This is a genomic window from Streptomyces sp. NPDC096323 (assembly GCF_040302845.1).
Lineage (GTDB): Bacteria > Actinomycetota > Actinomycetes > Streptomycetales > Streptomycetaceae > Streptomyces.
On record NZ_JBEOSI010000009.1, the window covers coordinates 240932 to 266172 of the forward strand.

The following is a 25241-nucleotide window of genomic DNA, read 5'->3' on the forward strand; positions in this document are numbered from 1 at the left end:
TGCTAGGTCTGAGGCGCGCAGGCTCGCAGCGCAACTTGTAGCATACGGGGGCAGCAGGGCATGGTCAATGCGCGAAGGCGCACACCAAGGGCGGAACGGCCCATACCCGGCGCAACTCTGGTTCACCGAGGCCACATCGCCCCGGAAATGTTCCGGACACACGGGTTCCGTACTCACAGGTCCCCCCTGGTACGTACCGCGTACGAAGGGGTGAAGGCAAACTACAACGACGGACACGATGAGCCAAGAGATCTACGCGGCCGAACCCGAGGCGACACGCCGCAGCGCCGGTGAGGCCGAGAGCAGCCGGGCCAGCCGCGGCTGGTGGGACCGCAACGCGGACGAGTACCAGAACGACCACGGCGGCTTCCTGGGCGACGACCGCTTCGTCTGGGGCCCGGAGGGGCTCGACGAGGCCGAGGCCGGCCTGCTGGGCCCCGCTCAGTCACTGAAGGGCCTGGACGTCCTGGAGATCGGCGCGGGCGCCGCACAGTGTTCGCGCTGGCTGGCCTCGCAGGGCGCCCGGCCGGTCGCCCTCGACCTCTCCCACCGCCAGCTCCAGCACGCCCTGCGGATCGGCGAGGGCATCCCCCTGGTCGAGGCGGACGCCGGGGTGCTGCCCTTCCGGGACGGCTCCTTCGACCTGGCCTGCTCCGCCTACGGCGCGGTGCCGTTCGTCGCCGACCCGGTCCAGGTGTTCCGCGAGGTCCACCGGGTGCTGCGGCCCGGCGGCCGCTGGGTCTTCTCCGTCACGCATCCGGTCCGCTGGGCGTTCCCCGACGAACCGGGGCCCGAGGGCCTGTCCGTCGCCGCGTCGTACTTCGACCGCACGCCCTACGTCGAGCAGGACGAGCGCGGCGAAGCCGTGTACGTGGAACACCACCGGACGCTCGGCGACCGGGTGCGGGACGTGGTCGCGGGCGGCTTCCGTCTGACGGACCTGGTCGAGCCGGAGTGGCCGGCGTGGAACCACCAGGAGTGGGGCGGCTGGTCGCCCCTGCGCGGCAACCTGATCCCGGGGACCGCGATCTTCGTCTGCGTACGGGACTGAGCACCGGGACCGCGCTCCTCGTCCGCGTACGGGACTGAGCACCGTCCGGTGAACGGGCCGCGCCCCCGCCGTACGAGACTGGGGGCGTGATCCGTACCGACGCCCTGGACCAGCTGCCCGTCCGCACCGCCGTGCCCGCGCTGCGGCGGGCGCTCGAGCACCGCGGCGCCGCGGTGCTGTGCGCACCGCCCGGCACCGGCAAGACGACCCTCGTCCCGCTGGTCCTGGCCGGTCTGACCGGCGACGGCCCGGTGCGCCGGGTCGTGGTCGCCGAACCGCGGCGGATCGCCGCCCGGGCCGCGGCCCGGCGCATGGCGTGGCTGCTCGGCGAGCGGCCCGGCGAACGGGTCGGGTTCACCGTGCGCGGGGAGCGGGTGATGGGGCCGGACACCGTGGTGGAGGTCGTCACCACCGGGGTGCTGCTCCAGCGGCTCCAGCGCGACCAGGAGCTCGCGGGCGTCGACGCGGTGATCATCGACGAGTGCCACGAGCGCCATCTGGACGCCGACACGGTGGCCGCTTTCCTCCTGGACGTACGGGAGGCGATCCGCCCAGATCTGCGGCTGGTCGCCGCGTCGGCGACCACGGACGCGCAGGGCTGGGCGCGGCTGCTCGGCGACGCACCGGTGATCGAGGCCGAGGGTGTGTCGTACCCGGTGGAGGTGGTGTGGGCCCCGCCGGCGCGGCCGGTGCGGCCGCCGCATGGGATGCGGGTCGATCCGGCGATGCTGACCCACGTCGCCTCCGTGGTGCGGAGGGCGCTGGCCGAGCGGGACGGCGACGTGCTGTGCTTCCTGCCCGGCGTCGGCGAGATCAGCAGGGTCGCCGGGCAGTTGTCCGGGGTGGCCGCCGAGGTGCTCCAGGTGCACGGGCGGGCCCCGGCGGCGGTGCAGGACGCGGTGCTGGCCGGTTCGTCCGAAGGGCGGCGGGTGGTGCTGGCGACGTCGGTGGCGGAGTCCTCCCTGACCGTTCCGGGCGTGCGGACCGTCGTGGACTCCGGGCTGGCCCGGGAGCCGCGCACCGACCACGCGCGGGGCCTGAGCGCGCTCACGACGGTCCGGGCCTCGCAGGCGGCGGGCCGCCAGCGGGCGGGCCGGGCCGGACGCGAGGCCCCCGGGACGGTCTACCGCTGCTGGGAGCAGGCGGAGGACGGGCGGCTCGCCCGGTTCCCCTCCCCCGAGATCAAGGTGGCCGATCTGTCGGCGTTCGCCCTCCAGGCGGCCTGCTGGGGCGATCCGGACGCCACGGGGCTCGCGCTGCTGGACCCGCCGCCGGCCGGGGCGATGGCGGCTGCCCGCGAGGTGCTGACGGCGGTCGGCGCCGTGGGGACCGACGGCCGCGTGACCGACCGGGGCGTACGGATGTCCCGGCTCGGGCTGCACCCCCGGCTGGCCAGGGCCCTGCTCGACGGGGCGGCCGAGGTCGGCGGCCGGCGGGCCGCGGAGGTCGTGGCGCTGCTCAGCGAGGAGCCGCCGCGGGAGTACGGCGACGACCTGGCAGCCGCGCTGCGTACCGCCCGGCTGGGCAAGGACGGCTACGCGGCCCGCTGGCGCCAGGAGGTGCGGCGGCTGTCCTCCTCCATCAAGGGCGCCGGGAGCGGCGGGTCCGGTCCGGACGACGCCGCCGTCGGCCTGATCGCGGCCCTGGCCTTTCCCGAGCGGGTGGCGCGGGCCCGGGGGGAGGGGACGTTCCTGATGGCGTCCGGCACCGGAGCGGAGCTGCGGGACGGCTCGCGGCTGCGCAGTGCGCCGTGGCTGGCGGTCGCGGTCGCCGACCGTCCGGCGCATGCCGCGTCGGCGCAGGTACGGCTCGCCGCGGTGATCGACGAGGACACCGCCCGCACGGCGGCCGGGCATCTGCGGTTCGCCGGCGAGGAGGTCCGCTGGGACGGCCGGGACGTGGTGGCCCGCCGGGTGGAGCGCCTGGGCGCCGTGGAGCTGGCGGCGCGCCCGCTGAAGAAGCCGGATCCCGCACTTGTCCGCGAGGCCCTGGTGGAGGGGCTGCGGCAGGAGGGCCTCGGGCTGCTGCGCTGGAGCCGCGACACGGAGCAGCTGCGGGAGCGGCTGGCCTTTCTCCACCGGGAGCTCGGCGCTCCGTGGCCGGACGTCTCGGACGAGGCGCTGCTGGACCGTACCGAGCAGTGGCTGGAGCCCGAGCTGTCACGTGCCCGCCGCCGCACGGACCTGGCCGGAATCGACGCGGGGCAGGCGCTGCGCAGGCTGCTGCCGTGGGCGACCGGTGAGGCGGCCCGGCTGGACGATCTGGCCCCGGAGCGAATCGAGGTGCCGAGCGGCTCGCGGATCAGGGTCGAGTACGGCGGGGCCCAGCCGGTGCTCGCGGTGAAACTCCAGGAGCTGTTCGGCCTCCAGGAGACCCCGCGGGTGGCCGGTGTGCCGGTTCTGGTCCATCTGCTCTCGCCCGCGGGGCGGCCGGCGGCGGTGACGGCGGACCTGGCGTCGTTCTGGCGCGAGGGTTACAAGGCGGTACGGGCGGAGCTGCGCGGCCGCTACCCGAAGCACCCGTGGCCGGAGGACCCGACGACGGTGGAGGCGACCCGGTTCACGAAGGCGCGGCTCAAGCGGGGGTAGGGACGGGCTCCGGTTCCTTCCGCCCGACCGTCTCCGCCTCGCCCGGCCGCCGCGAACGCGCCTCCAGCCACAGCGAGAGCGCGAGCAGCCCGCCGCCCAGGACGAGGAAGCCCCAGGGCAGGTACGAGGTCAGCAGCAGGATCAGGATCCGCTGGGACTTGACCAGTTCGACGGTCGCGGCGAGGTAGTCCTCGCGGATCTTCACATGCCCGGAGAACACGGTGATGGTGTCCTTGGGCATGCCCATCGCCTTGGCGTTCCGCAGCTCCTCCTTGTGGATCTCCTCGCCGTTGACCGGCGCCCCGGTGACGGGGTCGATCCAGAACATCCGCTTGGTGGTGTACCAGCGGGTCACACCGGTCTTGGCGATCTGCGCGGCGGTGATGCCCTTGATCGGCATCGTCTTCGGCATGGGCACCTTGGTCCAGGGGACGGTCTGCTCGAAGTAGTAGACGTCCATGCCCCGGAAGTTCCGCTTGCCCCGGTAGTGGATGGGCGAGCTGGTACGGGTCTGGGCGTCGAAGTACTCGTAGTCGCGCTTCTCCGTGAGGAAGGGCCACTTGAACTCGATGCCCTCGCGGCTCACCGGATCACCGTCGACCATTTCGCCGGTGGCGTGGACCGGGTCCTGGCTGTGCGCGTCGAAGATGTAGCGCTCGGGGATTTTGGAGACCATCTTGCCGTCGGGCCCCTGTACGTAGGACAGGGCGTCCCACACGACGACGTCGCGGCCGGCGCTGCGCTCGATCTTCTCCGACTCCTCGACGTTGCCCTTGAGGGTCTGCACGATGGTGATCCTGTCGACCTTCTCGGCCTTGAGGGTGCTGTAGTCGAGCAGGGTCGCGGGGCTCGCCTCCAGCACGGTCTCCTGGTACTGGTTCGGCGGGATCTTCGCCAGCCGCGGGAAGGCGTACCAGCGCAACAGCGGTGACAGCGCGGCGAAGAAGACGGCGAAGGCCAGGAGTACGAGGCCGGCTCGGCGGCGCATGGGTGTCCTCCCTCTGCATTCCGTGGTGCGGACGGCTGGCGACTGCGGCTAGTGCTTGGGACCCGGGACCGTGGTCAGCAGGGGTTTGGGCGAGGTCTCGCCGGGTGGTGCGCCGATCGCGCTGATGGTCAGGACGAGGGCGAGGGCGGCGGCCAGTCCGATGGCGGCGGCGACTAGGGCACGCATGCTCGGCCTCCCGGAAGCTGCGGAACTGATGGGTCGTCAGGGCTGGGGCACCGTAGCAACCGGGGCGTGAGATGAGAACACATAGAACAGCCCCTTGGCCGGGTGCCGGCGAAGGGGCTGTTCAGGCGCGCTGTGCGTGGATCAGGCGGCAGGCGCCTCGACCGTGAGCTCGATGACGACGGTGGCGCCGCCCTCGGTGGTCAGGCGCAGCTTGTACGTGCCCGCGGCGCCGTCGGCGTAGATCTTCGGCAGGGTCAGCTTGCCGTCGGCGTCCGTGGTGAACACCAGGGTGCGAACCGGGTCGCCTTCGTCGTCCGTGAAGTAGGGACCCTTGTCGTTCTCGGCCGGCGTCTCGTCGTCGGTGATCATGGTGGCGGTGACGGCGACCCGGTCTGCGACCGCGCCCTTGTAGGTGGCCGCGGCCGTGACGTCGGCGAACGTCTGGCCCGCCACCGCCGTCAGCTCCGCGGTGCCCGTCCGTGCGATGGCGTCGGCCTGCCGGGCGGTGACGGTCGCCGCGTACGTGACGGCCGGCAGCGAGGTGCCGGTGGCCGTGGCGCGCACGGTGAACGTCCCCGACTTCTCGCCCGCCTTCAGCACCGGCGCGGTGACCGTGCCGTCGGCGCCGGTGACGCCGGTGGCGGTGCGCTTCCCGCCGTCGAACGCGGCGTCCGTGTCACCGGTGACGGTGAACGTCACGGACACCTTGGCGAGCGGCTTGCCGAAGTTGCTCTGCGCCCGCACCTTGACGCGCTCGGCGAAGGCGTCGCCCGCCGTGGCGGTCAGCTCGCCGGTGCCCGCGTCCCGCACGGCTGCGAGGGCCGGGGACGGCGTGGGCTCGGGAGTCGGGGTGGCGGGCGGCGTCGTGCCGCCCGGGCCCCTGCCCGGCTCGCTGGGCCCGGGAGCCGGCTTCGACGGCGGCTTGGGCGTCGGGGCGGGGGACGGCGTCCCGGAAGGCGAGGGCGACGGCGACTGCGACGGCGAGGAGGAAGGGTTGCTGCCGTGGGTGCGGGAGCCGGTGTGCGGACGCGTTCCCGTGCTGGACTCCACCGGCAGCACACCGGTGCCGTCCGGCACCTCGTGCGTGCCGCGGTTGTAGTAGTCGAACCAGGTGCGGACGGTACGCAGGTACTCGTCCGAGTGGTTGTAGCTCAGGACCGCCCGGTCCAGGTCGGCGGAGACCGCCAGATCGCGCGAGCCGGCGCAGAGGTAGCGGCCGGCGGCGAGCGCCGCGTCGTAGATGTTGTTGGGGTCCCTGCGGCCGTCGGCGTTGCCGTCCTGGCCCCAGGTCGCCCAGGTGGACGGGATGAACTGCATCGGGCCGACCGCCCGGTCGTGCGTCGAGTCACCGTCGTAGGCACCGTTGTCGGTGTCCTTGATCAGGGCGAAGCCCTGGCCGTTGAGGGCCGGGCCGAGGATCGGGGAGAACGTGGTGCCCTGCGCGTCGACGCGGCCGCCGCGGGCCTGGCCCGACTCGACCTTGCCGATCGCGGCGAGGAGCTGCCACGGCAGCCGGCAGGCGGCGTCCGTACCCGCGATGGTCTGCTGGGCCTTCTTGTACGCCGCGAGAACCGACGCCGGTATGCCCGATTCCGCACTGCCGGTCACGGGCAGATTGACGGAGGTGCCCGGCTTGCTGGGCGTGGTCAGCGGCGGCAGGTCGGTGAAGTAGGGCGAGTTGCCGGACGCGGCGCCGTCCCCCGAGGGCGTCGACCCCGCCGGACCGGCGGACGGCTGGTCGCTGTCGGACGCCACCAGCGGCGAACCGGGGCCCTGCGATGCGGAAAGAGCGGCCACAGCGGCAGCGGCCACGGCAGCCGTGGTCGCCCCTCTGCGCAGCCGGCGACCGAATTGCGCTGCCATAACGTGTGGGCCCTCCCCCTCGACAACTGTCCGCGCTCCCCTGCGCCTGGACTCAGGCGACCCTACGGCAACTTGTGCCGCCGGAACACAGCGGCCCGGCCGCTTCTTACCGGTTTCTCACCTTCCGGTCCGCAAGTTGTCCAGTTGGTGAAAAGTGGGTGCCGGCCGCCCACGCATACTTCCCCCATGCCGTTTACGCTCAGCCACGCCGCAGCCGTCCTCCCCGGGATCCGCCGCGACGGAACAGGGCGCGGACCGCTCCTCGCCCCGGCTCTCGTCGCCGGATCGTTCGCCCCCGACATGACGTACTACGCGGACACCGCGATCCCGGGCGCCATGGAGTTCGGCCAGGTCACCCACGCCTGGTGGGGAGTGTTCACCGTCGACGTCCTGATCACCGCGGCGACCGTGGCGATGTGGCTGCTGCTGCGCGAACCTCTCGTGGCATTGCTGCCGACGGCCTGGCAGGGGCGGGTGCACGCGTGGGTCCGCGGCGCCCGGCGCCCGCCGGAACGCGGACCGCGGGGCCTGCGGGACGGTGCGTGGTTCGTGGTGTCGGCCGTCATCGGGGCCGCCACCCATGTCGGCTGGGACGCCTTCACCCACCACGACCGGTGGGGTGTGCGACTGGTGCCGGTGCTCGGGCGGAACGCGGGCGGCCACCCGGTGTTCCAGCTGGTCCAGTACGGGAGTTCGGCGCTGGCTCTGACGGTGCTCGTGTGGTTCACCGTGTCGGGGCTGCGCCGGGCGGGAGCGAGGCCGACGCCGGTGTCCGTACCGGTACTGGACCGCCGGGCACGGTGGTGGGCCGCCGCGTCCATCGGGCTGTGCGTACTGCTGGGCCTCGTGCACCGCTGCGCGCGCTGGTACGCGTACTTCGGACATCTCAGCACCCCGCTCGACATCATCCCGACCGCGTGCTTCGGCGCGGGCGCCGGGCTCGCCGTCGGACTCGTGCTGTACGGGGTGTGGACGCGGCTGCGGAGCCGGGGCACCGGCACCCCCGCGCTCCCCGCCGCCGGCACGCCCCCGCTCCCCGCCGCCGGACCGGCCCGGGACACGAGCCGGACCGGCGACTGAGGACACACGGGCCCCGCGTCAGTGTGCGGCGGACTCCCAGTCCGGGCCCACGCCGACCGACACGTCCAGCGGCGCCCGCAGTTGTACGGCCGTCGCCATCTCGTGGCGCAGGATCTTCTCCACCTGCTCACGCTCGCCCGGGGCGATCTCCAGCACGATTTCGTCATGGACCTGGAGCAGCATCCGTGACGTCAGCTTCGCCTCGGTCAGCGCCCGGTCGACGTGGAGCATGGCGACCTTGACGATGTCCGCGGCCGTGCCCTGGATCGGGGCGTTGAGCGCCATCCGCTCGGCCGTCTCACGACGCTGGCGGTTGTCGCTGTTGAGGTCCGGCAGATAGCGGCGGCGGCCGAAGATCGTCTCCGTGTAACCGGTGGCCCTGGCCTCCTCCACCACCCGGCGCAGATACTCACGGACCCCGCCGAACCGCTCGAAGTAGGTGTCCATGAGGCCACGGGCCTCGCCCGCCTCGATGTTCAGCTGCTGGGACAGACCGAACGCGGACAGCCCGTACGCCAGCCCGTAGCTCATGGCCTTGATCTTGCGCCGCATCTCCGGGTCGACCGCCGTCTTCTGGACGCCGAAGACCTGGGAGGCGACCGTGGTGTGCAGGTCCTCACCGGACGTGAACGCCTCGATCAGGCCCGCGTCCTCGGAGAGGTGGGCCATCACCCGCAGCTCGATCTGGCTGTAGTCCGCCGTCATCAGCGACTCGAAGCCCTCGCCGACGACGAAGCCCCGGCGGATCGCCCGGCCCTCGTCCGTACGCACGGGAATGTTCTGCAGATTGGGGTCGGTGGAGGACAGCCGGCCGGTCGCCGCCACCGTCTGGTTGAACGTGGTGTGGATACGGCCGTCCGCCGCGATCGTCTTGACCAGGCCCTCGACCGTGACCCGCAGCTTCGCCTGCTCGCGGTGGCGCAGCATGATGACCGGCAGCTCGTGCTCGGTCTGCGCGGCCAGCCACGCCAGCGCGTCCGCGTCCGTCGTGTACCCGGTCTTCGTCTTCTTCGTCTTCGGCAGGCCCAGCTCACCGAAGAGGACCTCCTGGAGCTGCTTGGGCGAACCGAGGTTGAACTCGCGGCCCACCGCGGCGTGCGCCTCCTTCACCGCCTGCTGCACGGCACCCGCGAACTGCTGCTCCATACCCTCCAGATGTGCCCGGTCCGCAGCGATGCCGTGCCGCTCGAGGCGCGCCAGCAGGATCGACGTCGGCAGCTCCATGTCGTGCAGCAGCTCGGCCGCGCCGACCTCCTTCAGCCGCGCCGTGAACGCGTCACCGAGATCGAGGACCGCACGCGCCTGCGCCATCAGGGCATCCGCCTCGGCCTGGTCGTCCCCACCGAACGCCAGCTGGCCGTCGGACGACGCCGCCGGAGCCAGCTCACGGCCCAGGTACTCCACGGCCAGGGCGTCCAGCGCGAACGAGCGCCGGCCCGGCTTCACCAGATACGCGGCGAGCGCGGTGTCCATCGACACGCCTTCGGTCCGCCACCCGTGCTCCGGGAAGACCCGCATCACGCTCTTCGCGTTGTGCATGACCTTCGGCCGGTCCGCGTTCGCGATCCACGCCGCGAACGCCCGCTCGTCGGCCTCGTCGATCCGGGCCGGGTCGAACCAGGCGGCGGCCCCGCCGGCCGCGGCGAGCGCAATCTCCGTGACCGTGCCACTGCCGAGCGCCCACGTGTCGACCGTGGCGACGCCCAGCGGCTGCGCGCCGTGCTCCGCCAGCCACGGGGCGAGCTCACCCGCACCCAGCACCGAACCGTCCAGCGCGATGCCCGCGGCGGGTGCGGGCGCCTCGTCCTCGGTCTTGCCCGGGTCCACCGCGAGCAGCCGCTCACGCAGGCTCGGATTACGGATCTCCAGCACATCGAGCACCCCGGTGACCGCCGTGCGGTCGTACGGAGCACGCTCAAGATCGGACGGAGTCTTCGGCAGCTCCACGTCACGGACCATCTCGGTCAGCCGCCGGTTCATCCGCACCGCGTCCAGATGGTCGCGGAAATTCTGCCCGGCCTTCCCCTTGACCTCATCGGCCCGCGCCACCAGCTCGTCGAACGAACCGAACTGGTTGATCCACTTCGCGGCCGTCTTCTCCCCCACCCCGGGAATGCCCGGAAGGTTGTCCGACGGGTCACCGCGCAGCGCCGCGAAGTCCGGATACTGCTGCGGGGTCAGCCCGTACTTCTCCTCGACCTTCTCCGGGGTGAACCGCGTCAGCTCCGACACACCCTTGGTCGGGTACAGCACCGTCACCCGGTCCGTGATCAGCTGGAACGAATCCCGGTCACCCGTGACGATCAGCACCTCGAACCCGGCCGCCTCGGCCTGCGTCGCCAGCGTCGCGATGACGTCGTCCGCCTCGAAACCGTCGACCGCGAAACGGTCCGCGTGCATCGCGTCCAGCAGCTCGCCGATCAGCTCGACCTGGCCCTTGAACTCGTCCGGCGTCTTCGAACGGTTCGCCTTGTACTCGGGGAACTCCTCCGAGCGCCACGTCTTGCGCGACACGTCGAACGCCACCGCGAAATGCGTCGGCGCCTCGTCACGCAACGTGTTCGCGAGCATCGACGCGAAGCCGTACACCGCGTTCGTCGGCTGCCCCGCCCCCGTCGTGAAATTCTCCGCAGGCAGCGCAAAGAACGCCCGGTACGCCAGGGAGTGCCCGTCCATCAGGAGCAGGCGCGGTCGGTTGTCTGCCGTCTTCTTCGATGCCGTCTCAGCCACACCCCGATCCTGCCACGTACCACTGACAATCCGGACCGGCCACCGCCCGCCGCCATCCGGGACCGCACGGCGGGCGGCCCGCCCCCGCCGCGTGCCAGGATCGAGGAGAAGCACACACGCACAGCGGACCGCGCACGGTCCGCGGCAGCTCGAAGGGGAGCACGATGGCCACCAAGCCGCCCGCAGGAGACCCGGTCCAGGACGCACCCCAGGTCGAACCGGCCCCGCACTCCGCCGCCGGGCTCCCCGCCGTCGCCCACAGCCTGCGCATGGCCCAGCAGCAGATGGGCGTCCGCCGCACCGCCCGGACTCTCCTCAAGGTCAACCAGAAGGACGGCTTCGACTGCCCCGGCTGCGCCTGGCCCGAAGGCGACAAACGGCACACCGCCGAATTCTGCGAGAACGGCGCCAAGGCCGTCGCCGAGGAAGCAACCCTGCGCCGCGTCACCCCGGACTTCTTCGCCGCGCACCCCCTCGCCGACCTCGCCGCCCGCAGCGGCTACTGGCTCGGCCAGCAGGGCCGCATCACCCAGCCCATGTACCTGCCCGAGGGCGCCGACCGGTACGAGGCCGTGACCTGGGAGCGCGCCTTCGCCGTCATCGCCGAGGAGCTCCGCGCCCTCGCCTCCCCCGACGAAGCCCTCTTCTACACCTCCGGGCGCACCAGCAACGAGGCCGCGTTCCTCCTCCAGCTCTTCGCCCGCGAGTTCGGCACCAACAACCTCCCCGACTGCTCCAACATGTGCCACGAGTCCTCCGGCTCGGCACTCACCGAAACCATCGGCGTAGGAAAGGGCTCCGTCTCCCTGGAGGACCTCCACCACGCCGACCTGATCATCGTCGCCGGACAGAACCCGGGCACGAACCACCCCCGGATGCTCTCCGCCCTGGAGAAGGCCAAGTCCGCCGGAGCGAAGATCATCTCGGTGAACCCGCTGCCCGAGGCCGGACTCGAACGCTTCAAGAACCCCCAGACCCCCCACGGCATGATCAAGGGCACCGCCCTGAACGACCTGTTCCTCCAGATCCGCATCGGCGGCGACCAGGCCCTCTTCCGGCTCCTCAACAAACTGATCCTGGAGACCGAGGGCGCCGTCGACGAGACCTTCGTGGCCGCACACACCCACGGCTACGAAGAGTTCGCCGCAGCCGCGGCCGAAGCCGACTGGGAGCAGACCCTCGCCGCGACCGGCCTCGAGCGCACCGCCATCGAAGAGGCCCTCGCCATGGTCCTCGCCTCCGAGCGCACCATCGTCTGCTGGGCCATGGGCCTCACCCAGCACAAACACTCCGTGCCGACCATCCGCGAAGTCGTCAACTTCCTTCTGCTGCGCGGAAACATCGGCCGGACCGGCGCCGGAGTCTGCCCCGTCCGCGGCCACTCCAACGTCCAGGGCGACCGCACCATGGGCATCTTCGAGCGGCCCTCGACCGCCTTCCTCGACGCCCTCGACAAGGAATTCTCCATCACCTCACCGCGCCACCACGGCTACGACGTGGTCCGCTCCATCCGGGCCCTGCGCGACGGCGACGCCAAGGTCTTCTTCGCCATGGGCGGCAACTTCGTCTCCGCCTCCCCCGACACCCACGTCACCGAGGCCGCGATGCGCAACGCACGCCTCACCGTCCACGTCTCCACCAAGCTCAACCGCTCCCACACCGTCACCGGCGCCCGGGCCCTGATCCTGCCCACCCTCGGCCGCACCGACAAGGACATCCAGGCCGGCGGCAAGCAGTTCGTCACCGTCGAGGACTCCATGAGCATGGTCCACGCCTCCCGCGGCAACCTCACCCCCGCAAGCCCCCACCTGCTCTCCGAACCCGCCATCGTCGCCCGCCTCGCCCGCACCGTACTCGGCCCCGCCTCCACCACCCCCTGGGAGGAGTTCGAGAAGGACTACGCGACGATCCGCGACCGCATCTCCCGCGTCGTCCCCGGCTTCGAGAACTTCAACCAACGCGTCGCCCACCCCGGCGGATTCACCCTCCCGCACGCCCCCCGCGACTCCCGCCGCTTCCCCACCGCCACCGGCAAGGCCAACTTCACCGCCGCCCCCGTCGAGTTCCCCGAACTCCCCGAAGGCCGCCTACTGTTGCAGACCCTGCGCTCCCACGACCAGTACAACACCACCATCTACGGCCTCGACGACCGCTACCGCGGCATCAAGGGCGGCCGCCGCGTCGTCCTCGTCCACCCCGACGACGCCACCGCCCTCGGCCTCACCGACGGCGCCTACACCGACCTCGTCAGCGAATGGAAGGACGGCACCGAGCGACGCGCCCCCGGCTTCCGCGTCGTCCACTACCCCACCGCCCGGGGCTGCGCCGCCGCGTACTACCCGGAGACCAACGTGCTCGTGCCCCTGGACTCCACCGCCGACACCAGCAACACCCCTGCCAGCAAGTCCGTCGTCATCCGCTTCGAGAACACACGCTGACGGCCCCCGCGCGGGCGGCACTAAGCGGCCGCTCAGTCGTCTGATAAGAACAGTGCACACACAAGAACGTGCACACGCCAGCGAACGTGTACGCACCAGCGAACCACCGCAGACGATCGGAGCCGGACCCATGGGCGAGCACACCACACCCACGTTCCCCCAGGAGATCATCGACGAGTACGCCACCCTCGGCGTCGACCTGCCCTCCCTCTTCTCCGCAGGCCACCTCGGCGAACGCATGGGCGTCACGATCACCGAAGCCTCCGCCGACCGCGTCGTCGCCACCATGCCCGTCGAAGGCAACACCCAGCCCTACGGACTCCTGCACGGCGGCGCCTCCGCCGTCCTCGCCGAGACCCTCGGCTCCGTCGGCGCCATGCTCCACGGCGGCGCCACCAAGATCGCCGTCGGCGTCGACCTCAACTGCACCCATCACCGAGGGGTACGAAACGGCCTCGTCACCGGCGTCGCCACCCCCGTACACCGCGGCCGCACCACCACCACGTACGAGATCGTCATCACCGACGAACAGGACAAGCGGGTCTGCACCGCCCGCCTCACCTGCCTCCTGCGCGACCTCCCCAAGGCCGACGCCTCCTGACCCTCCTGACCCCCCACCACCACGCACCACCCCCTGCCCGGCCGGACCCCCAATCCGGCCGGGCAGCGCCATACCCGGACACAACCACCCCCACACACACAGAACTTGCACAACACCGGCCGCCAACACCCTTGACCACCCCGCCCGGCCCATGGCCCACTCATCAGCCACGCCCCGCCTGCCCACCCACCACACCGCGTCGACCCCACCGCCCCGGTCGTAACACTGCGTAAACAAAACCGCAATGCGCACCCACCCGACGCAGCACAGACAGCCCGGCCCCGCAGGCACCGGGCCCTCAGGCATGCCTCCGGCACCTCCCCGCACCCCCCGCCGGGCGACAGCACCAAGATCCGCTCAAGCCCCTTGACAGAGCTGCACGTTCTCAGCATGTGGTCACTTCGCCGTCCAGTAAATAGCCGGACATATCCACACAGCCACCTCAAGCCTTGCTCAAGGGCATAACAAGACAGTCACATCCTGCGCCACCCCATCCCCCACCCCCACCCCTGCCCTTAGAGTCACCGCCAGTCACCGCGCCGCCGGGCGCGTCTGCACACGGCCCTGTACCGACCCAGTACGGCCCGGCGAACGACACGGCACCTCAAGCAGAGGAGGCCGCGCCAGGGAAAGGACTTTTCGTGCGACACCGTTCTTTGCTCATCCTCACCACAGTGCTCACCACAGGAGCACTGACACTCACCGCCTGCGGGTCGCGCGACGACGACAAGAAGGGCAGCAGCAGCGGGGACACCCAGACCGTCGTCATCGGCGTCGACGCCCCGCTGACCGGCGACCTCTCCGCCCTCGGCCTCGGCATCAAGAACTCCGCCGACCTCGCCGCCAAGACGGCGAACAAGAACAAGACGGTCCCGGGCATCACCTTCGAGGTCCAGCCCCTCGACGACCAGGCCCAGCCCTCCGTCGGCCAGCAGAACGCCACCAAGTTCATCGACAACAAAAAGGTCCTCGGCGTCGTCGGACCCCTGAACTCCGGCGTCTCCCAGTCGATGCAGAAGCCCCTCAACGACGCCGGCCTCACCCAGATCTCCCCCGCCAACACCGGCACCGAGCTCACCCAGGGCGACAACTGGAAGACCGGCGACAAGAAGCGCCCCTTCAAGACCTACTTCCGCACCGCCACCACGGACCAGATCCAGGGCGCCTTCGCCGCGAAGTACCTGTACAACAACGCGAAGATCAAGCAGGTCTACCTCATCGACGACCAGAAGCCCTACGGCGCCGGTCTCGCCGCCTCCTTCAAGGCGACCTTCACCGGCCTCGGCGGCAAGATCGCCGGCTCCGACCACGTCAACCCCGACGACCGCGACTTCAACGCCGTCGTCACCAAGGTCAAGAAGTCCGGCGCCAAGGCCGTCTACTACGGCGGGGAATACCCCGCCGGCGCCCCCCTGAGCCAGCAGCTCAAGGACAGCGTCCAGATCCCCCTCATGGGCGGCGACGGCATGTACAGCGCCGACTTCATCAAGCTCAACAAGAAGGCCCAGGGCGACATCGCCACCTCCGTCGGCAAGCCCGTCGAAGAACTCGACTCCGCCAAGGCCTTCATCGCCAGCTACAAGACCGCCGGATACAAGGACGCCTACGAGGCCTACGGCGGCGGCACCTACGACGCCACCTGGGCCATCATCGAGGCCGTCAAGGCCGTCGTCGCAGCCAACGAGGGCAAGCTCCCCGACGACGCCCGCGCCAAGGTCCTCGAAGCCGTCGGCAAGGTCAGCTTCGAAGGCGTCACCGGCCCCGTCGCCTTCGACGAATACGGCGACACCACCAACACCATGATGACCGCCTACCAGGTCGACGGCGGCAAGTGGGTCTCCAAGCTCAGCGAGGCCTACAAGCCGTAACACCGCTCCCGGTCACCAACTGACTGACACCAGACCGCGCGGGAGCGCCAAGAGCACTCCCGCGCGGTGCCATATCCGAACCACTCCACGGAGGCCCTGCGGTGCACGAACTGCCGCAACAGCTGGCCAATGGACTCATCCTCGGCGCGATGTACGGACTCATCGCGATCGGCTACACGATGGTCTACGGAATCATCCAGCTCATCAACTTCGCCCACGGCGAGATCTTCATGATCGGAGGCTTCGGAGCACTCACCGTGTACCTCTGGATGCCGGCCGGCCTCAACCTCCTCGCAATCGTCCCCCTCATGATCATCGGCGGCGTCATATGCTCCGTCGCCATCAGCGTCGCAGCCGAACGCTTCGCCTACCGGCCCCTGCGCACCGCCCCCCGGCTCGCCCCGCTGATCACCGCGATCGGACTCTCCCTCGCACTCCAGCAGGCCATCTGGAAGTGGTACCCCAACGCCACCAAGGACCGCCCCTTCCCCCAGTTCAAGGGCGAAGCCTTCGACGTCCTCGGCACCCACATCCAGCGCGGTGACCTCTTCGTCCTCATCGCCGCACCCGTCTGCATGATCGCCCTCGGCCTCTTCGTCTCCAAGACCCGCTCGGGCCGCGGCATGCAGGCCACCTCGCAGGACCCCGACACCGCCAAGCTCATGGGCATCAACACCGACCGCATCATCGTCATGGCCTTCGCCATCGGTGCCGCGTTCGCAGCCGTCGCAGCCGTCGCCTACGGGCTCAAGAACGGCCAGATCGGCTTCAAAATGGGCTTCATCATGGGCCTCAAAGCCTTCACCGCAGCCGTACTCGGCGGCATCGGCAACATCTACGGCGCCATGCTCGGCGGAGTCGTACTCGGCGTCGCCGAATCCCTCGCCACCGGCTACATGAGCGACGTCCCCGGCATGGACCTCTTCGGCGGCGGCGCCTGGAAGGACGTATGGGCCTTCGTCCTCCTCATCGTCGTCCTGCTGCTCCGCCCCCAGGGCCTGCTCGGCGAACGCGTCGCGGACAGGGCGTGATACGGATGACCACCCAGAAAGCACTCATCCCCCTGCCCGCACCGGCCGCCCGCATCGCCACCGCCGCCGGCGCGGCCATCGCCCTCGCCGGCACCTTCCTCCCCTGGACCTGGACCTCCGAATTCCCCGGCGACCTCACCGTCACCGGCTACCCCGGCGGCCTCCAGATCCTCACCCTCACCGGTGCGATCCTCACCCTCCTCTTCACCCTCTGCGGATACGGCATCCGAGGCCTGCGCTGGCTCACCCCCGGCGGCACCAACAGCCCCGTCCGCCTCTTCGCCCTCGGCACCCTCGGCGTCACCGGCTACACCATCGGCGCCATCACGTACGAACTCGGCGGCATCGTCAACCTGGAACCCGGAGCCTGGGTCAGCGGCATCGGCGCACTCATCGCCGTCCTCGCCGCCCTCGCACTCCCCAGCGACGAACCGCTCCCCGCCGACGGGCCCCCCGCGAACGCCTGGCAGCGCTTCCGCAACAGCCTCGCCGCACCCTCCGCCGGCCGCGCCAAGGCCCTCCCCGCCTGGGGCGAGATCCTCGTCATCGCCGGCGCCTTCGGAGTCGCGCTCTACATCTTCACCTTCTGCGTCGACATCCCCACCGAGGAATCCGAACAGTTCATCGGCTTCCTCATCACCGCGGGCTTCGCCTTCACCGCACTCACCCGGGCCGGACTCATCGCCCGCATCACCGCGCTGACCACGAAGCACCGCAACGTCACCCTCACCGCAGCCCTGGCGGCGGCGTTCTGCTTCCCCTTCACCCAGGACACCGCGGAATACGCCCTCATCGGCGCGAACATCCTCATCTTCGCCACCGTCGCACTCGGCCTCAACGTCGTCGTCGGCCTCGCCGGCCTCCTCGACCTCGGCTACGTCGCCTTCCTCGGCGTCGGCGCCTACACCGCCGCCCTCGTCTCCGGCGCACCCCTCTCCGCGATCGGCGTCCAGTTCCCCTTCTGGGCCGCCGTCCTCACCGGAGCCGTCGTCTCACTGATCTTCGGCGTCCTCATCGGCGCCCCGACCCTGAGACTGCGCGGCGACTACCTCGCCATCGTCACCCTCGGCTTCGGAGAGATCTTCCGCGTCACCGTCAACAACCTCAACGGCAACAGCGGACCCGACCTCACCAACGGCTCCCAGGGCATCCCCAGCATCCCCGACCTCAACCTCTTCGGATTCGACTTCGGACTCAGCCACGACGTCGGCCCCTTCACCCTCAGCAGGCCCGCCAACTACTACCTGCTGATGCTCGTCGTCACCGCCGTCGTCGTCCTCGTCTTCCGCCGCTCCGGAGACTCCCGCATCGGCCGCGCCTGGGTCGCCATCCGCGAAGACGAGACCGCAGCCACCGCCATGGGCATCAACGCCTTCCGGCTCAAGCTGCTCGCCTTCGCCCTCGGCGCCACCCTCGCCGGGCTCGCCGGCACCGTCCAGTCACACGTCAACTACACGGTGACACCCGAGCAGTACCAGTTCGCCGGCTCCGTACCCCCGAACTCCGCGTTCCTCCTCGCCGCCGTCATCCTCGGCGGCATGGGAACCCTCAGCGGACCCTTCGTCGGCGCCGCACTGCTCTACCTCATCCCGGCCAAACTGCAGTTCATGCAGGACTACCAGCTCTTCCTCTTCGGCGTGGCCCTCATCCTCCTGATGCGCTTCCGCCCCGAAGGCCTGGTCGCCGACCGCCGGAAACAGCTCGAATTCCACGAGAACGACGAACCCGTCCTCGTACCCGAACCACGGCAGTCCGAAGAAGCCGACGCCGGCATCACCAAGGCGGGGGCGTGACCACCATGACCACCACCACGAAGACCGCGACCACCGTCCTCGACGCCAGCGGCGTCACCATGCGCTTCGGCGGCCTCACCGCCGTCCGCAACGTCGACCTCACCGTCAACGCGGGCGAAATCGTCGGACTCATCGGCCCCAACGGCGCCGGAAAAACCACCTTCTTCAACTGCCTCACCGGCCTCTACGTCCCCACCGAGGGCAAGGTCAGCTACAAGGGCACCATCCTGCCGCCCAAGCCCCACCTCGTCACCAAGGCAGGCATCGCCCGCACCTTCCAGAACATCAGGCTCTTCGCCAACATGACCGTCCTGGAAAACGTCCTCGTCGGACGCCACACCAGGACCAAAGAAGGGCTCTGGTCGGCACTCCTGCGCCTCCCCGGCTTCACCAAAGCCGAGAAGGCCAGCCACGAACGCGCCATGGAACTCCTGGAGTTCATCGGCCTCCAGGACAAGGCCGACCACCTCGCGCGCAACCTCCCCTACGGAGACCAGCGCAAGCTGGAAATCGCCCGCGCACTCGCCAGCGACCCCGGCCTCCTCCTCCTGGACGAGCCCACCGCCGGCATGAACCCCCAGGAAACCCGCGTCACCGAAGAACTCATCTTCGCCATCCGGGACCAGGGCATCGCCGTCCTCGTCATCGAGCACGACATGCGCTTCATCTTCAACCTCTGCGACCGGGTGGCCTGCCTCGTCCAGGGCGAAAAGCTCGTCGAAGGCACACCGTCCGTCGTCCAGAGCGACGAACGCGTCATCGCCGCCTACCTCGGCACCCCCTTCGAAGGCGCCCCCGGCGCCGAAGAAGTCGCCGAAGTCGAAGCGGCGGAAGCGGAAGCGGCCGGAGCCGAAGCGGTGGCCGAGGCGGAGGCCTCAGCCCCCACCAGCACCAAGGACACCACCACCGAGGAGGAGGACACCCGATGACCGCACTGCTCGAGGTCGAGGACCTCCGCGTCGCCTACGGCAAGATCGAAGCCGTCAAAGGCATCTCCTTCACCGTCGACGCCGGCCAGGTGGTCACCCTCATCGGCACCAACGGCGCCGGCAAGACCACTACCCTGCGCACCCTCTCCGGACTGCTCAAGCCCATCGGCGGACGCATCCTCTTCGAGGGCAAACCACTCGCCAACATCCCCGCACACAAGATCGTCGCCCTCGGCCTCGCCCACTCCCCCGAGGGCCGCCACATCTTCCCCCGGCTGACGATCACCGAGAACCTCCTCCTCGGCGCCTACCTCCGCAACGACAAGGCAGGCATCGAGAAGGACATCCAGCGCGCCTACGACCTCTTCCCCATCCTCGGGGAACGCCGAAAGCAGGCCGCCGGAACCCTCTCGGGCGGCGAACAGCAGATGCTCGCCATGGGACGCGCCCTCATGTCCCAGCCCAAACTGCTCATGCTCGACGAGCCCTCCATGGGCCTCTCCCCGATCATGATGCAGAAGATCATGGAGACCATCGTCGAACTCAAGGCCTCGGGCACCACGATCCTGCTCGTCGAGCAGAACGCCCAGGCCGCCCTCTCCCTCGCGGACCAGGGCCACGTCATGGAGATCGGCAAGATCGTCCTCTCCGGCACCGGAGCGGACCTCCTCCACGACGAGTCCGTCCGCAAGGCGTACCTCGGCGAGGACTGACCGCGTACGAAGAAGGCCCGCGCCCCGGAACAGACCGCCCGGGGCGCGGGCCTTCTTCGTGTACGAGTGCGGGTGCGCCTACTCGGCCGCCCGCTTCTTCTCCTCGGCGTCCTCGATCAACGCCTCCGCCAGCTGCTGCATCGACAGCCGCCGGTCCATCGACGTCTTCTGGATCCACCGGAACGCGGCAGGCTCGGAGAGCCCGTAGTCCGTCTGCAGAATGCTCTTCGCCCGGTCCACGAGCTTGCGCGTCTCCAGCCGCTGCGACAGGTCCGCGACCTCGCCCTCCAGCGCCTTCAGCTCCGCGAACCGCGACACCGCCATCTCGATGGCCGGCACCACGTCGCTCTTGCTGAACGGCTTCACGAGGTACGCCATCGCCCCGGCGTCCCGGGCCCGCTCCACGAGGTCGCGCTGCGAGAACGCGGTGAGCATCAGGACGGGCGCGATGGACTCCTCGGCGATCTTCTCGGCGGCGGAGATCCCGTCGAGGACCGGCATCTTCACATCGAGGATCACCAGGTCCGGCTTGTGCTCCCGGGCCAGCTCGACGGCCTCCTGACCGTTCCCGGCCTCACCGACGACCGAGTACCCCTCTTCTTCGAGCATCTCTTTGAGGTCGAGGCGGATCAGCGCCTCGTCCTCGGCGATGACGACGCGGGTCGTCAGCGGCGGGACGTGCGACTTGTCGTCGTCGGCGACGGGCTGGGGCGACTCGGGGGTGGTCACGGGGCTCCTTGGTTCAGGGCAGGTACAGCTCCCACGAGCCTACCTAGCTACGATATGGTGGCACTACGCAGGGCAGGGGACACCCTTCCTTTCTAAGGCCCCAGTACTCCAACTGGTTAGAGAGGCCGCTCTCAAACAGCGGACAGTGTGGGTTCGAATCCCACCTGGGGCACTTTTCCTTAGATTCCAAGCTCGCGCGAGAATAGCGCGGATTCACGTGATCGTGTGACTACAGCGCCATTCTCTCCCCCGAGCGCAAAGATCCATCCAAGCTCGGCCCCGTGTACGACCTTGAAACACGTAAGCGTGCGCTGGCTCTCCTCACTCAGGGCTTCAGCCAGAACTCCGTGAGCAAGCAGATCGGCGTTTCCCGAGCCGCCATCCGTTCGTGGCTCGTACGAATAGAGCCCCTCGCATACGACCGCGGCCGCGACTGTCCTCGATGCGGCGATACGCCCAGGCCCCCCGACGCCCCCGCCGCCTACTCGTACCTGCTGGGCCTCTACCTCGGTGACGGCTGCATCAGTGCGACCAAGCGAGGCGTGTACAGCCTCCGTATCGCGTGCGCCGACGCCTGGCCGGGCCTCATCGACGCCTGCGTCGAAGCTGTACAGATCGCGCGGCCTGCGAACAAAGTAGGTCTCGTGTCCAGTCCGGGCTGTCAGTACGTCACGTGTTCCAGCAAACACTGGCCTTGCCTATTTCCTCAACACGGCCCCGGCAAGAAGCACGACCGAAGAATCACTCTCGCCGCCTGGCAGCAGGACATCGTCGACACCCACCCCTGGGAGTTCATCCGGGGCCTCATCCACTCCGACGGCTGCCGGATCACCAACTGGACCATCCGCATCGTCGGTGGTGAACAACGGCGGTACGAGTACCCCCGCTACTTCTTCACCAACCTGTCGGCCGACATCCTGGGGCTTTACACCAACACGCTCGATCAGGTCCAAGTCGAGTGGAGGCAACCCAACGCGAAGAACATCTCCGTAGCCCGACGCGCGTCCGTAGCCCTCATGGACGCACACGTCGGGCCGAAATACTGAGCGCGCTCCCCTACTTCGGGCTGTCGTCCTCGCCGATGTGGTGCACGCGCACCAGGTTCGTCGAGCCCGCGACGCCCGGCGGGGAGCCTGCGGTGATGACGACCACGTCGCCCTTCTGGCAGCGGCCGATCTTCAGCAGTTCCTCGTCGACCTGGGCCACCATCGCGTCCGTCGAGTCCACGTGCGGGCCCAGGAACGTCTCCACGCCCCAGGTGAGGTTCAGCTGGGAGCGGGTGGCGGGGTCCGGGGTGAAGGCCAGGAGCGGGATGGGTGAGCGGTAGCGGGAGAGGCGCTTGACCGTGTCGCCGCTCTGGGTGAAGGCGACCAGGAACTTCGCGCCGAGGAAGTCGCCCATCTCGGCTGCCGCGCGGGCGACCGCGCCGCCCTGGGTGCGGGGCTTGTTGCGGTCGGTCAGCGGCGGGAGGCCCTTCGCGAGGATGTCCTCCTCGGCGGCTTCGACGATGCGGGACATCGTGCGGACCGTCTCGATGGGGTATTTGCCGACGCTGGTCTCGCCGGAGAGCATCACGGCGTCCGTGCCGTCGATGACGGCGTTGGCGACGTCGGAGGCTTCGGCGCGGGTGGGGCGGGAGTTGTCGATCATCGAGTCGAGCATCTGGGTGGCGACGATGACCGGTTTGGCGTTGCGCTTGGCGAGTTTGATGGCGCGCTTCTGGACGATCGGGACCTGTTCCAGGGGCATTTCGACGCCGAGGTCGCCGCGGGCGACCATGATGCCGTCGAAGGCGGCGACGATGTCGTCGATGTTGTCGACGGCCTGGGGTTTTTCGACCTTGGCGATGACGGGGAGGCGGCGGCCTTCCTCGTCCATGATGCGGTGGACGTCCTCGATGTCGCGTCCACTGCGGACGAAGGAGAGGGCGATGACGTCGGCGCCGGTGCGCAGGGCCCAGCGGAGGTCTTCGATGTCCTTTTCGGAGAGGGCGGGGACGGAGACGGCGACGCCGGGGAGGTTGAGTCCCTTGTGGTCGGAGACCATGCCGCCTTCGATGACGGTGGTGTGGACGCGGGGGCCGTCGACTTCGGTGACTTCGAGGGTGACGCGGCCGTCGTCGATGAGGATGCGTTCGCCGGTGGTGACGTCGGTGTTGAGGCCGGTGTAGGTGGTGCCGCAGGTGTGGCGGTCGCCTTCCATGGGTTCGACGGTGATGGTGAAGTCGTCGCCGCGTTCAAGGAGTACGGGTCCTTCGCGGAAGCGGCCGAGGCGGATCTTCGGACCTTGTAGGTCGGCGAGGATGCCGACGCTGCGTCCTGTTTCGTCGGATGCCTTGCGTACGTGGTGGTAGCGCTCTTCGTGTTCGGCGTAGGTGCCGTGGCTGAGGTTGAGGCGGGCGATGTCCATTCCCGCGTCGACCAGGGCTTTGATCTGGTCGTATGTGTCGGTGGCGGGTCCTAGGGTGCAAACGATTTTGGCTCGGCGCATGGTTCGAGCCTAGACCTTACCTACGGGTAGTTAATTGGCTGTGCATGACTGCGCAACGTCCTTTGGATGAAGGGTTTTTGACAAGTGTTGAATTGTGCGGCGGGGTGCTCCGATGAGCGTGCGGCGGGGGTGTTGGGGGCCCTTGGGCGGTGTTGAGTTCGCTGGGGCAACGGGCGCGCCGGCGGGTGGTCATCGAATGGAAACGTGCAGGGGGTGTTGCCGGGGGCGGGGTGTGGGTGATTATCTACGCGCGTCGTCCACGCGTGCGTGGGGTCTACGCGCGTTGTGTACGGACTGAACTGTGCACGGAATGAACTGCGATGTGGGAGAGAACGAGATGCCGCTGAACCGAAGGACGTTCCTGGGCACGTCGGCCGCGGCCGGGGCGGGCGCGGCGATCGCGGGTGGTGCCGCGGCGCCGGCCGAGGCGCATGGCCGGGGGCACGGGCGTCCGCCGAAGCGGTACTCGTTCACCGTGATGGGGACGACGGATCTGCACGGGAACGTCTTCAACTGGGACTACTTCACGGACAAGGAGTTCGACGACAAGGCGCACAACGATGTGGGTCTGGCGAAGATCTCGACGCTGGTGGATCAGGTGCGTCGGGAGAAGGGCCGTGAGAACACCCTGATGATCGATGCGGGTGACACGATCCAGGGTACGCAGTTGTCGTATTACTACGCGAAGATCGATCCGATCACGGCGAAGCACGGTCCTGTGCACCCGATGGCGCAGGCGATGAACGCGATCGGCTATGACGCGGCGGCGCTCGGGAACCATGAGTTCAACTACGGCATTCCGGTGCTGCGGAAGTTCGAGGAGCAGTGTGATTTTCCGCTGCTGGGTGCGAACGCGCTGGATGCGAAGACGTTGCGGCCGGCGTTCGCCCCGTATGTGATCAAGAAGTTGCGTACGCCGCACGGCCGGGATGTGAAGGTCGCGATTCTGGGTCTGACCAACCCCGGGATCGCGATCTGGGACAAGGCGAATGTGAGCGGGAAGATGGTGTTCCCGGGTCTTGAGGAGCAGGCGGCGAAGTATGTGCCGCGGCTTCGTTCGATGGGTGCGGATGTGGTGATCGTGTCGGCGCATTCGGGGAGCAGTGGGACGTCGTCGTACGGTGATCAGATTCCGTATGTGGAGAACGCGGCGGGTCTGGTGGCGGAGCAGGTGCCGGGGATCGACGCGATTCTGGTGGGTCACGCGCATTCGGAGATCCCCGAGTACTTCGTGGAGAACAAGGAGACCGGTAAGAAGGTCGTGTTGTCGGAGCCGTTGAAGTGGGGGCAGCGGCTGACGTTGTTCGACTTCGGTCTGGTGTGGGAGAAGGGGCGCTGGGTGGTCGAGAAGGCCGGTGCCCAGGTGCTGAACTCGAACACGGTGGCGGAGGACCCGAAGGTCACGAAGTTGCTGGTGGACGAGCACCGGAAGGTGGTGGCGTACGTCAACCAGGTGATCGGTACGTCGACGGCGGCGATGACGACGGCCGAGGCGGCGTGGAAGGACGAGCCGATCATCGATCTGATCAATGTCGTCCAGGCGGAGACGGTGAAGGCGGCGTTGGCGGGTGGTGCGTATGCGTCGTTGCCGGTGTTGTCGCAGGCGTCGTGTTTCTCGCGGACGGCGCAGATTCCTGCGGGGAATGTGACGATCAAGGATGCGGCGGGGTTGTATCCGTTCGAGAACACGCTTGAGGCGCGGTTGCTGACGGGTGCGCAGTTGAAGGACTATCTGGAGTTCTCGGCGCGGTATTACGTGCAGACGGCGGCGGGTGTTCCGGTGGATACGGCGAAGCTGACGAACGCGGACAATACTCCCGACTACAACTACGACGCGGTGTCTGGTCTGACGTATGACATCGACATCGCGAAGCCGAATGGTTCGCGGATCGTGAATCTGTCGTTCGAGGGCAAGGCGATCGATCCGGCGGCGGAGTTCGTGCTGGCGGTGAACAATTATCGGGCCAGTGGTGGGGGTAATTTCCCGCATGTGCCGGGTGCGAAGCAGTTGTGGGCGAATTCGGAGGAGATCCGGAACACGATTATTTCGTGGGTGCAGGCGAAGGGTTCGGTGGATGGTGCGGCGTTCGCTTCGGTGGACTGGCGTCTGACGCGGGATGGTTCGCCGGTGTTCTAGTCGGGTGAGGGTGTGGCGGCCGCTTG

The 25241-nt window shown here is 69.2% G+C and carries 18 protein-coding genes and 1 tRNA gene; 13 read left to right on the forward strand and 6 right to left on the reverse strand.

The genetic code is table 11. The annotated features are described in order from the left end of the window. Positions 1 to 238: 238 nt before the first annotated feature. Entirely contained in the window at positions 239 to 1051 is an 813-nt protein-coding gene (locus ABTX18_RS25460) for a class I SAM-dependent methyltransferase (protein WP_352125056.1), read from the forward strand. 86 nt (positions 1052 to 1137) lie between these two features. Continuing rightward, positions 1138 to 3639 (forward strand): ATP-dependent helicase HrpB, encoded by a 2502-nt coding sequence (gene hrpB, locus ABTX18_RS25465; protein WP_352125057.1) that lies wholly within the window; start codon positions 1138 to 1140, stop codon positions 3637 to 3639. Here the strand turns inward: hrpB and pgfA are convergent. The 3 genes from pgfA to ABTX18_RS25480 form a co-directional block, all read right to left on the reverse strand. Next, positions 3626 to 4627: a cell envelope lipid trafficking protein PgfA gene (pgfA, locus tag ABTX18_RS25470; protein WP_352125058.1), complete on the reverse strand. Its 1002-nt coding sequence runs from the start codon at positions 4625 to 4627 to the stop codon at positions 3626 to 3628. The genes hrpB and pgfA overlap by 14 nt on opposite strands. Before the next feature lie 48 nt (positions 4628 to 4675). Then, the gene (locus ABTX18_RS25475; RefSeq protein WP_352125059.1) at positions 4676 to 4813 is read right to left on the reverse strand and encodes an SPW_0924 family protein; all 138 of its coding nucleotides are present in this window, start codon (positions 4811 to 4813) and stop codon (positions 4676 to 4678) included. A gap of 141 nt (positions 4814 to 4954) precedes the next feature. Next, a complete protein-coding gene (locus ABTX18_RS25480; RefSeq protein WP_352125060.1) occupies positions 4955 to 6676 on the reverse strand; it encodes a lytic transglycosylase domain-containing protein in 1722 nt (573 codons plus the stop codon). A 186-nt stretch (positions 6677 to 6862) separates the two neighbouring features. Between ABTX18_RS25480 and ABTX18_RS25485 the strand changes: the two genes are divergently transcribed. Further along, positions 6863 to 7756 carry a DUF4184 family protein gene (locus tag ABTX18_RS25485; protein ID WP_352125061.1) on the forward strand — a complete coding sequence of 298 codons (894 nt, stop codon included), beginning with the start codon at positions 6863 to 6865 and terminating at the stop codon, positions 7754 to 7756. An 18-nt stretch (positions 7757 to 7774) separates the two neighbouring features. Here the strand turns inward: ABTX18_RS25485 and polA are convergent, their stop codons facing one another. Then, entirely contained in the window at positions 7775 to 10486 is a 2712-nt protein-coding gene (gene polA, locus ABTX18_RS25490) for a DNA polymerase I (protein WP_352125062.1), read from the reverse strand. Positions 10487 to 10650: 164 nt separating this feature from the next. Here polA and ABTX18_RS25495 point away from each other — a divergent pair, with 164 nt between their 5' ends. From ABTX18_RS25495 to ABTX18_RS25525, 7 genes are all read left to right on the forward strand, one after another. Continuing rightward, entirely contained in the window at positions 10651 to 12924 is a 2274-nt protein-coding gene (locus ABTX18_RS25495; RefSeq protein WP_352125063.1) for an FdhF/YdeP family oxidoreductase, read from the forward strand. 130 nt (positions 12925 to 13054) lie between these two features. After that, positions 13055 to 13525 carry a PaaI family thioesterase gene (locus tag ABTX18_RS25500; protein ID WP_352125064.1) on the forward strand — a complete coding sequence of 157 codons (471 nt, stop codon included), beginning with the start codon at positions 13055 to 13057 and terminating at the stop codon, positions 13523 to 13525. A 656-nt stretch (positions 13526 to 14181) separates the two neighbouring features. After that, positions 14182 to 15393, forward strand: a complete 1212-nt coding sequence (locus ABTX18_RS25505; RefSeq protein ID WP_352125202.1) for a branched-chain amino acid ABC transporter substrate-binding protein — start codon at positions 14182 to 14184, stop codon at positions 15391 to 15393. 101 nt (positions 15394 to 15494) lie between these two features. Next, positions 15495 to 16424, forward strand: coding sequence for a branched-chain amino acid ABC transporter permease (locus tag ABTX18_RS25510; protein WP_352125065.1), 930 nt, complete (start codon positions 15495 to 15497; stop codon positions 16422 to 16424). 5 nt (positions 16425 to 16429) lie between these two features. Beyond that, the gene (locus ABTX18_RS25515) at positions 16430 to 18217 is read left to right on the forward strand and encodes a branched-chain amino acid ABC transporter permease (protein ID WP_352125066.1); all 1788 of its coding nucleotides are present in this window, start codon (positions 16430 to 16432) and stop codon (positions 18215 to 18217) included. A 5-nt stretch (positions 18218 to 18222) separates the two neighbouring features. Continuing rightward, entirely contained in the window at positions 18223 to 19146 is a 924-nt protein-coding gene (locus ABTX18_RS25520) for an ABC transporter ATP-binding protein (RefSeq protein WP_352125203.1), read from the forward strand. Continuing rightward, positions 19143 to 19859, forward strand: coding sequence for an ABC transporter ATP-binding protein (locus ABTX18_RS25525; RefSeq protein WP_136330592.1), 717 nt, complete (start codon positions 19143 to 19145; stop codon positions 19857 to 19859). The genes ABTX18_RS25520 and ABTX18_RS25525 overlap by 4 nt, the downstream gene beginning before the upstream one ends. A 78-nt stretch (positions 19860 to 19937) precedes the next feature. On the opposite strand, the gene ABTX18_RS25530 is transcribed toward ABTX18_RS25525, so the two are convergent. Continuing rightward, the gene (locus ABTX18_RS25530) at positions 19938 to 20588 is read right to left on the reverse strand and encodes an ANTAR domain-containing response regulator (protein ID WP_352125067.1); all 651 of its coding nucleotides are present in this window, start codon (positions 20586 to 20588) and stop codon (positions 19938 to 19940) included. A gap of 97 nt (positions 20589 to 20685) precedes the next feature. Here ABTX18_RS25530 and ABTX18_RS25535 point away from each other — a divergent pair. After that, positions 20686 to 20760, forward strand: a tRNA-Leu gene (locus tag ABTX18_RS25535). 109 nt (positions 20761 to 20869) lie between these two features. Next, positions 20870 to 21634 carry a transcriptional regulator gene (locus ABTX18_RS25540; protein ID WP_352125068.1) on the forward strand — a complete coding sequence of 255 codons (765 nt, stop codon included), beginning with the start codon at positions 20870 to 20872 and terminating at the stop codon, positions 21632 to 21634. Positions 21635 to 21644: 10 nt separating this feature from the next. On the opposite strand, the gene pyk is transcribed toward ABTX18_RS25540, so the two are convergent. Continuing rightward, on the reverse strand, positions 21645 to 23078 hold the full coding sequence (gene pyk, locus ABTX18_RS25545) for a pyruvate kinase (RefSeq protein ID WP_352125069.1): 1434 nt from the start codon (positions 23076 to 23078) through the stop codon (positions 21645 to 21647). 337 nt (positions 23079 to 23415) lie between these two features. Between pyk and ABTX18_RS25550 the strand changes: the two genes are divergently transcribed. Continuing rightward, a complete protein-coding gene (locus ABTX18_RS25550; RefSeq protein WP_352125204.1) occupies positions 23416 to 25215 on the forward strand; it encodes a bifunctional metallophosphatase/5'-nucleotidase in 1800 nt (599 codons plus the stop codon). The last annotated feature ends 26 nt before the right edge of the window (positions 25216 to 25241 follow it).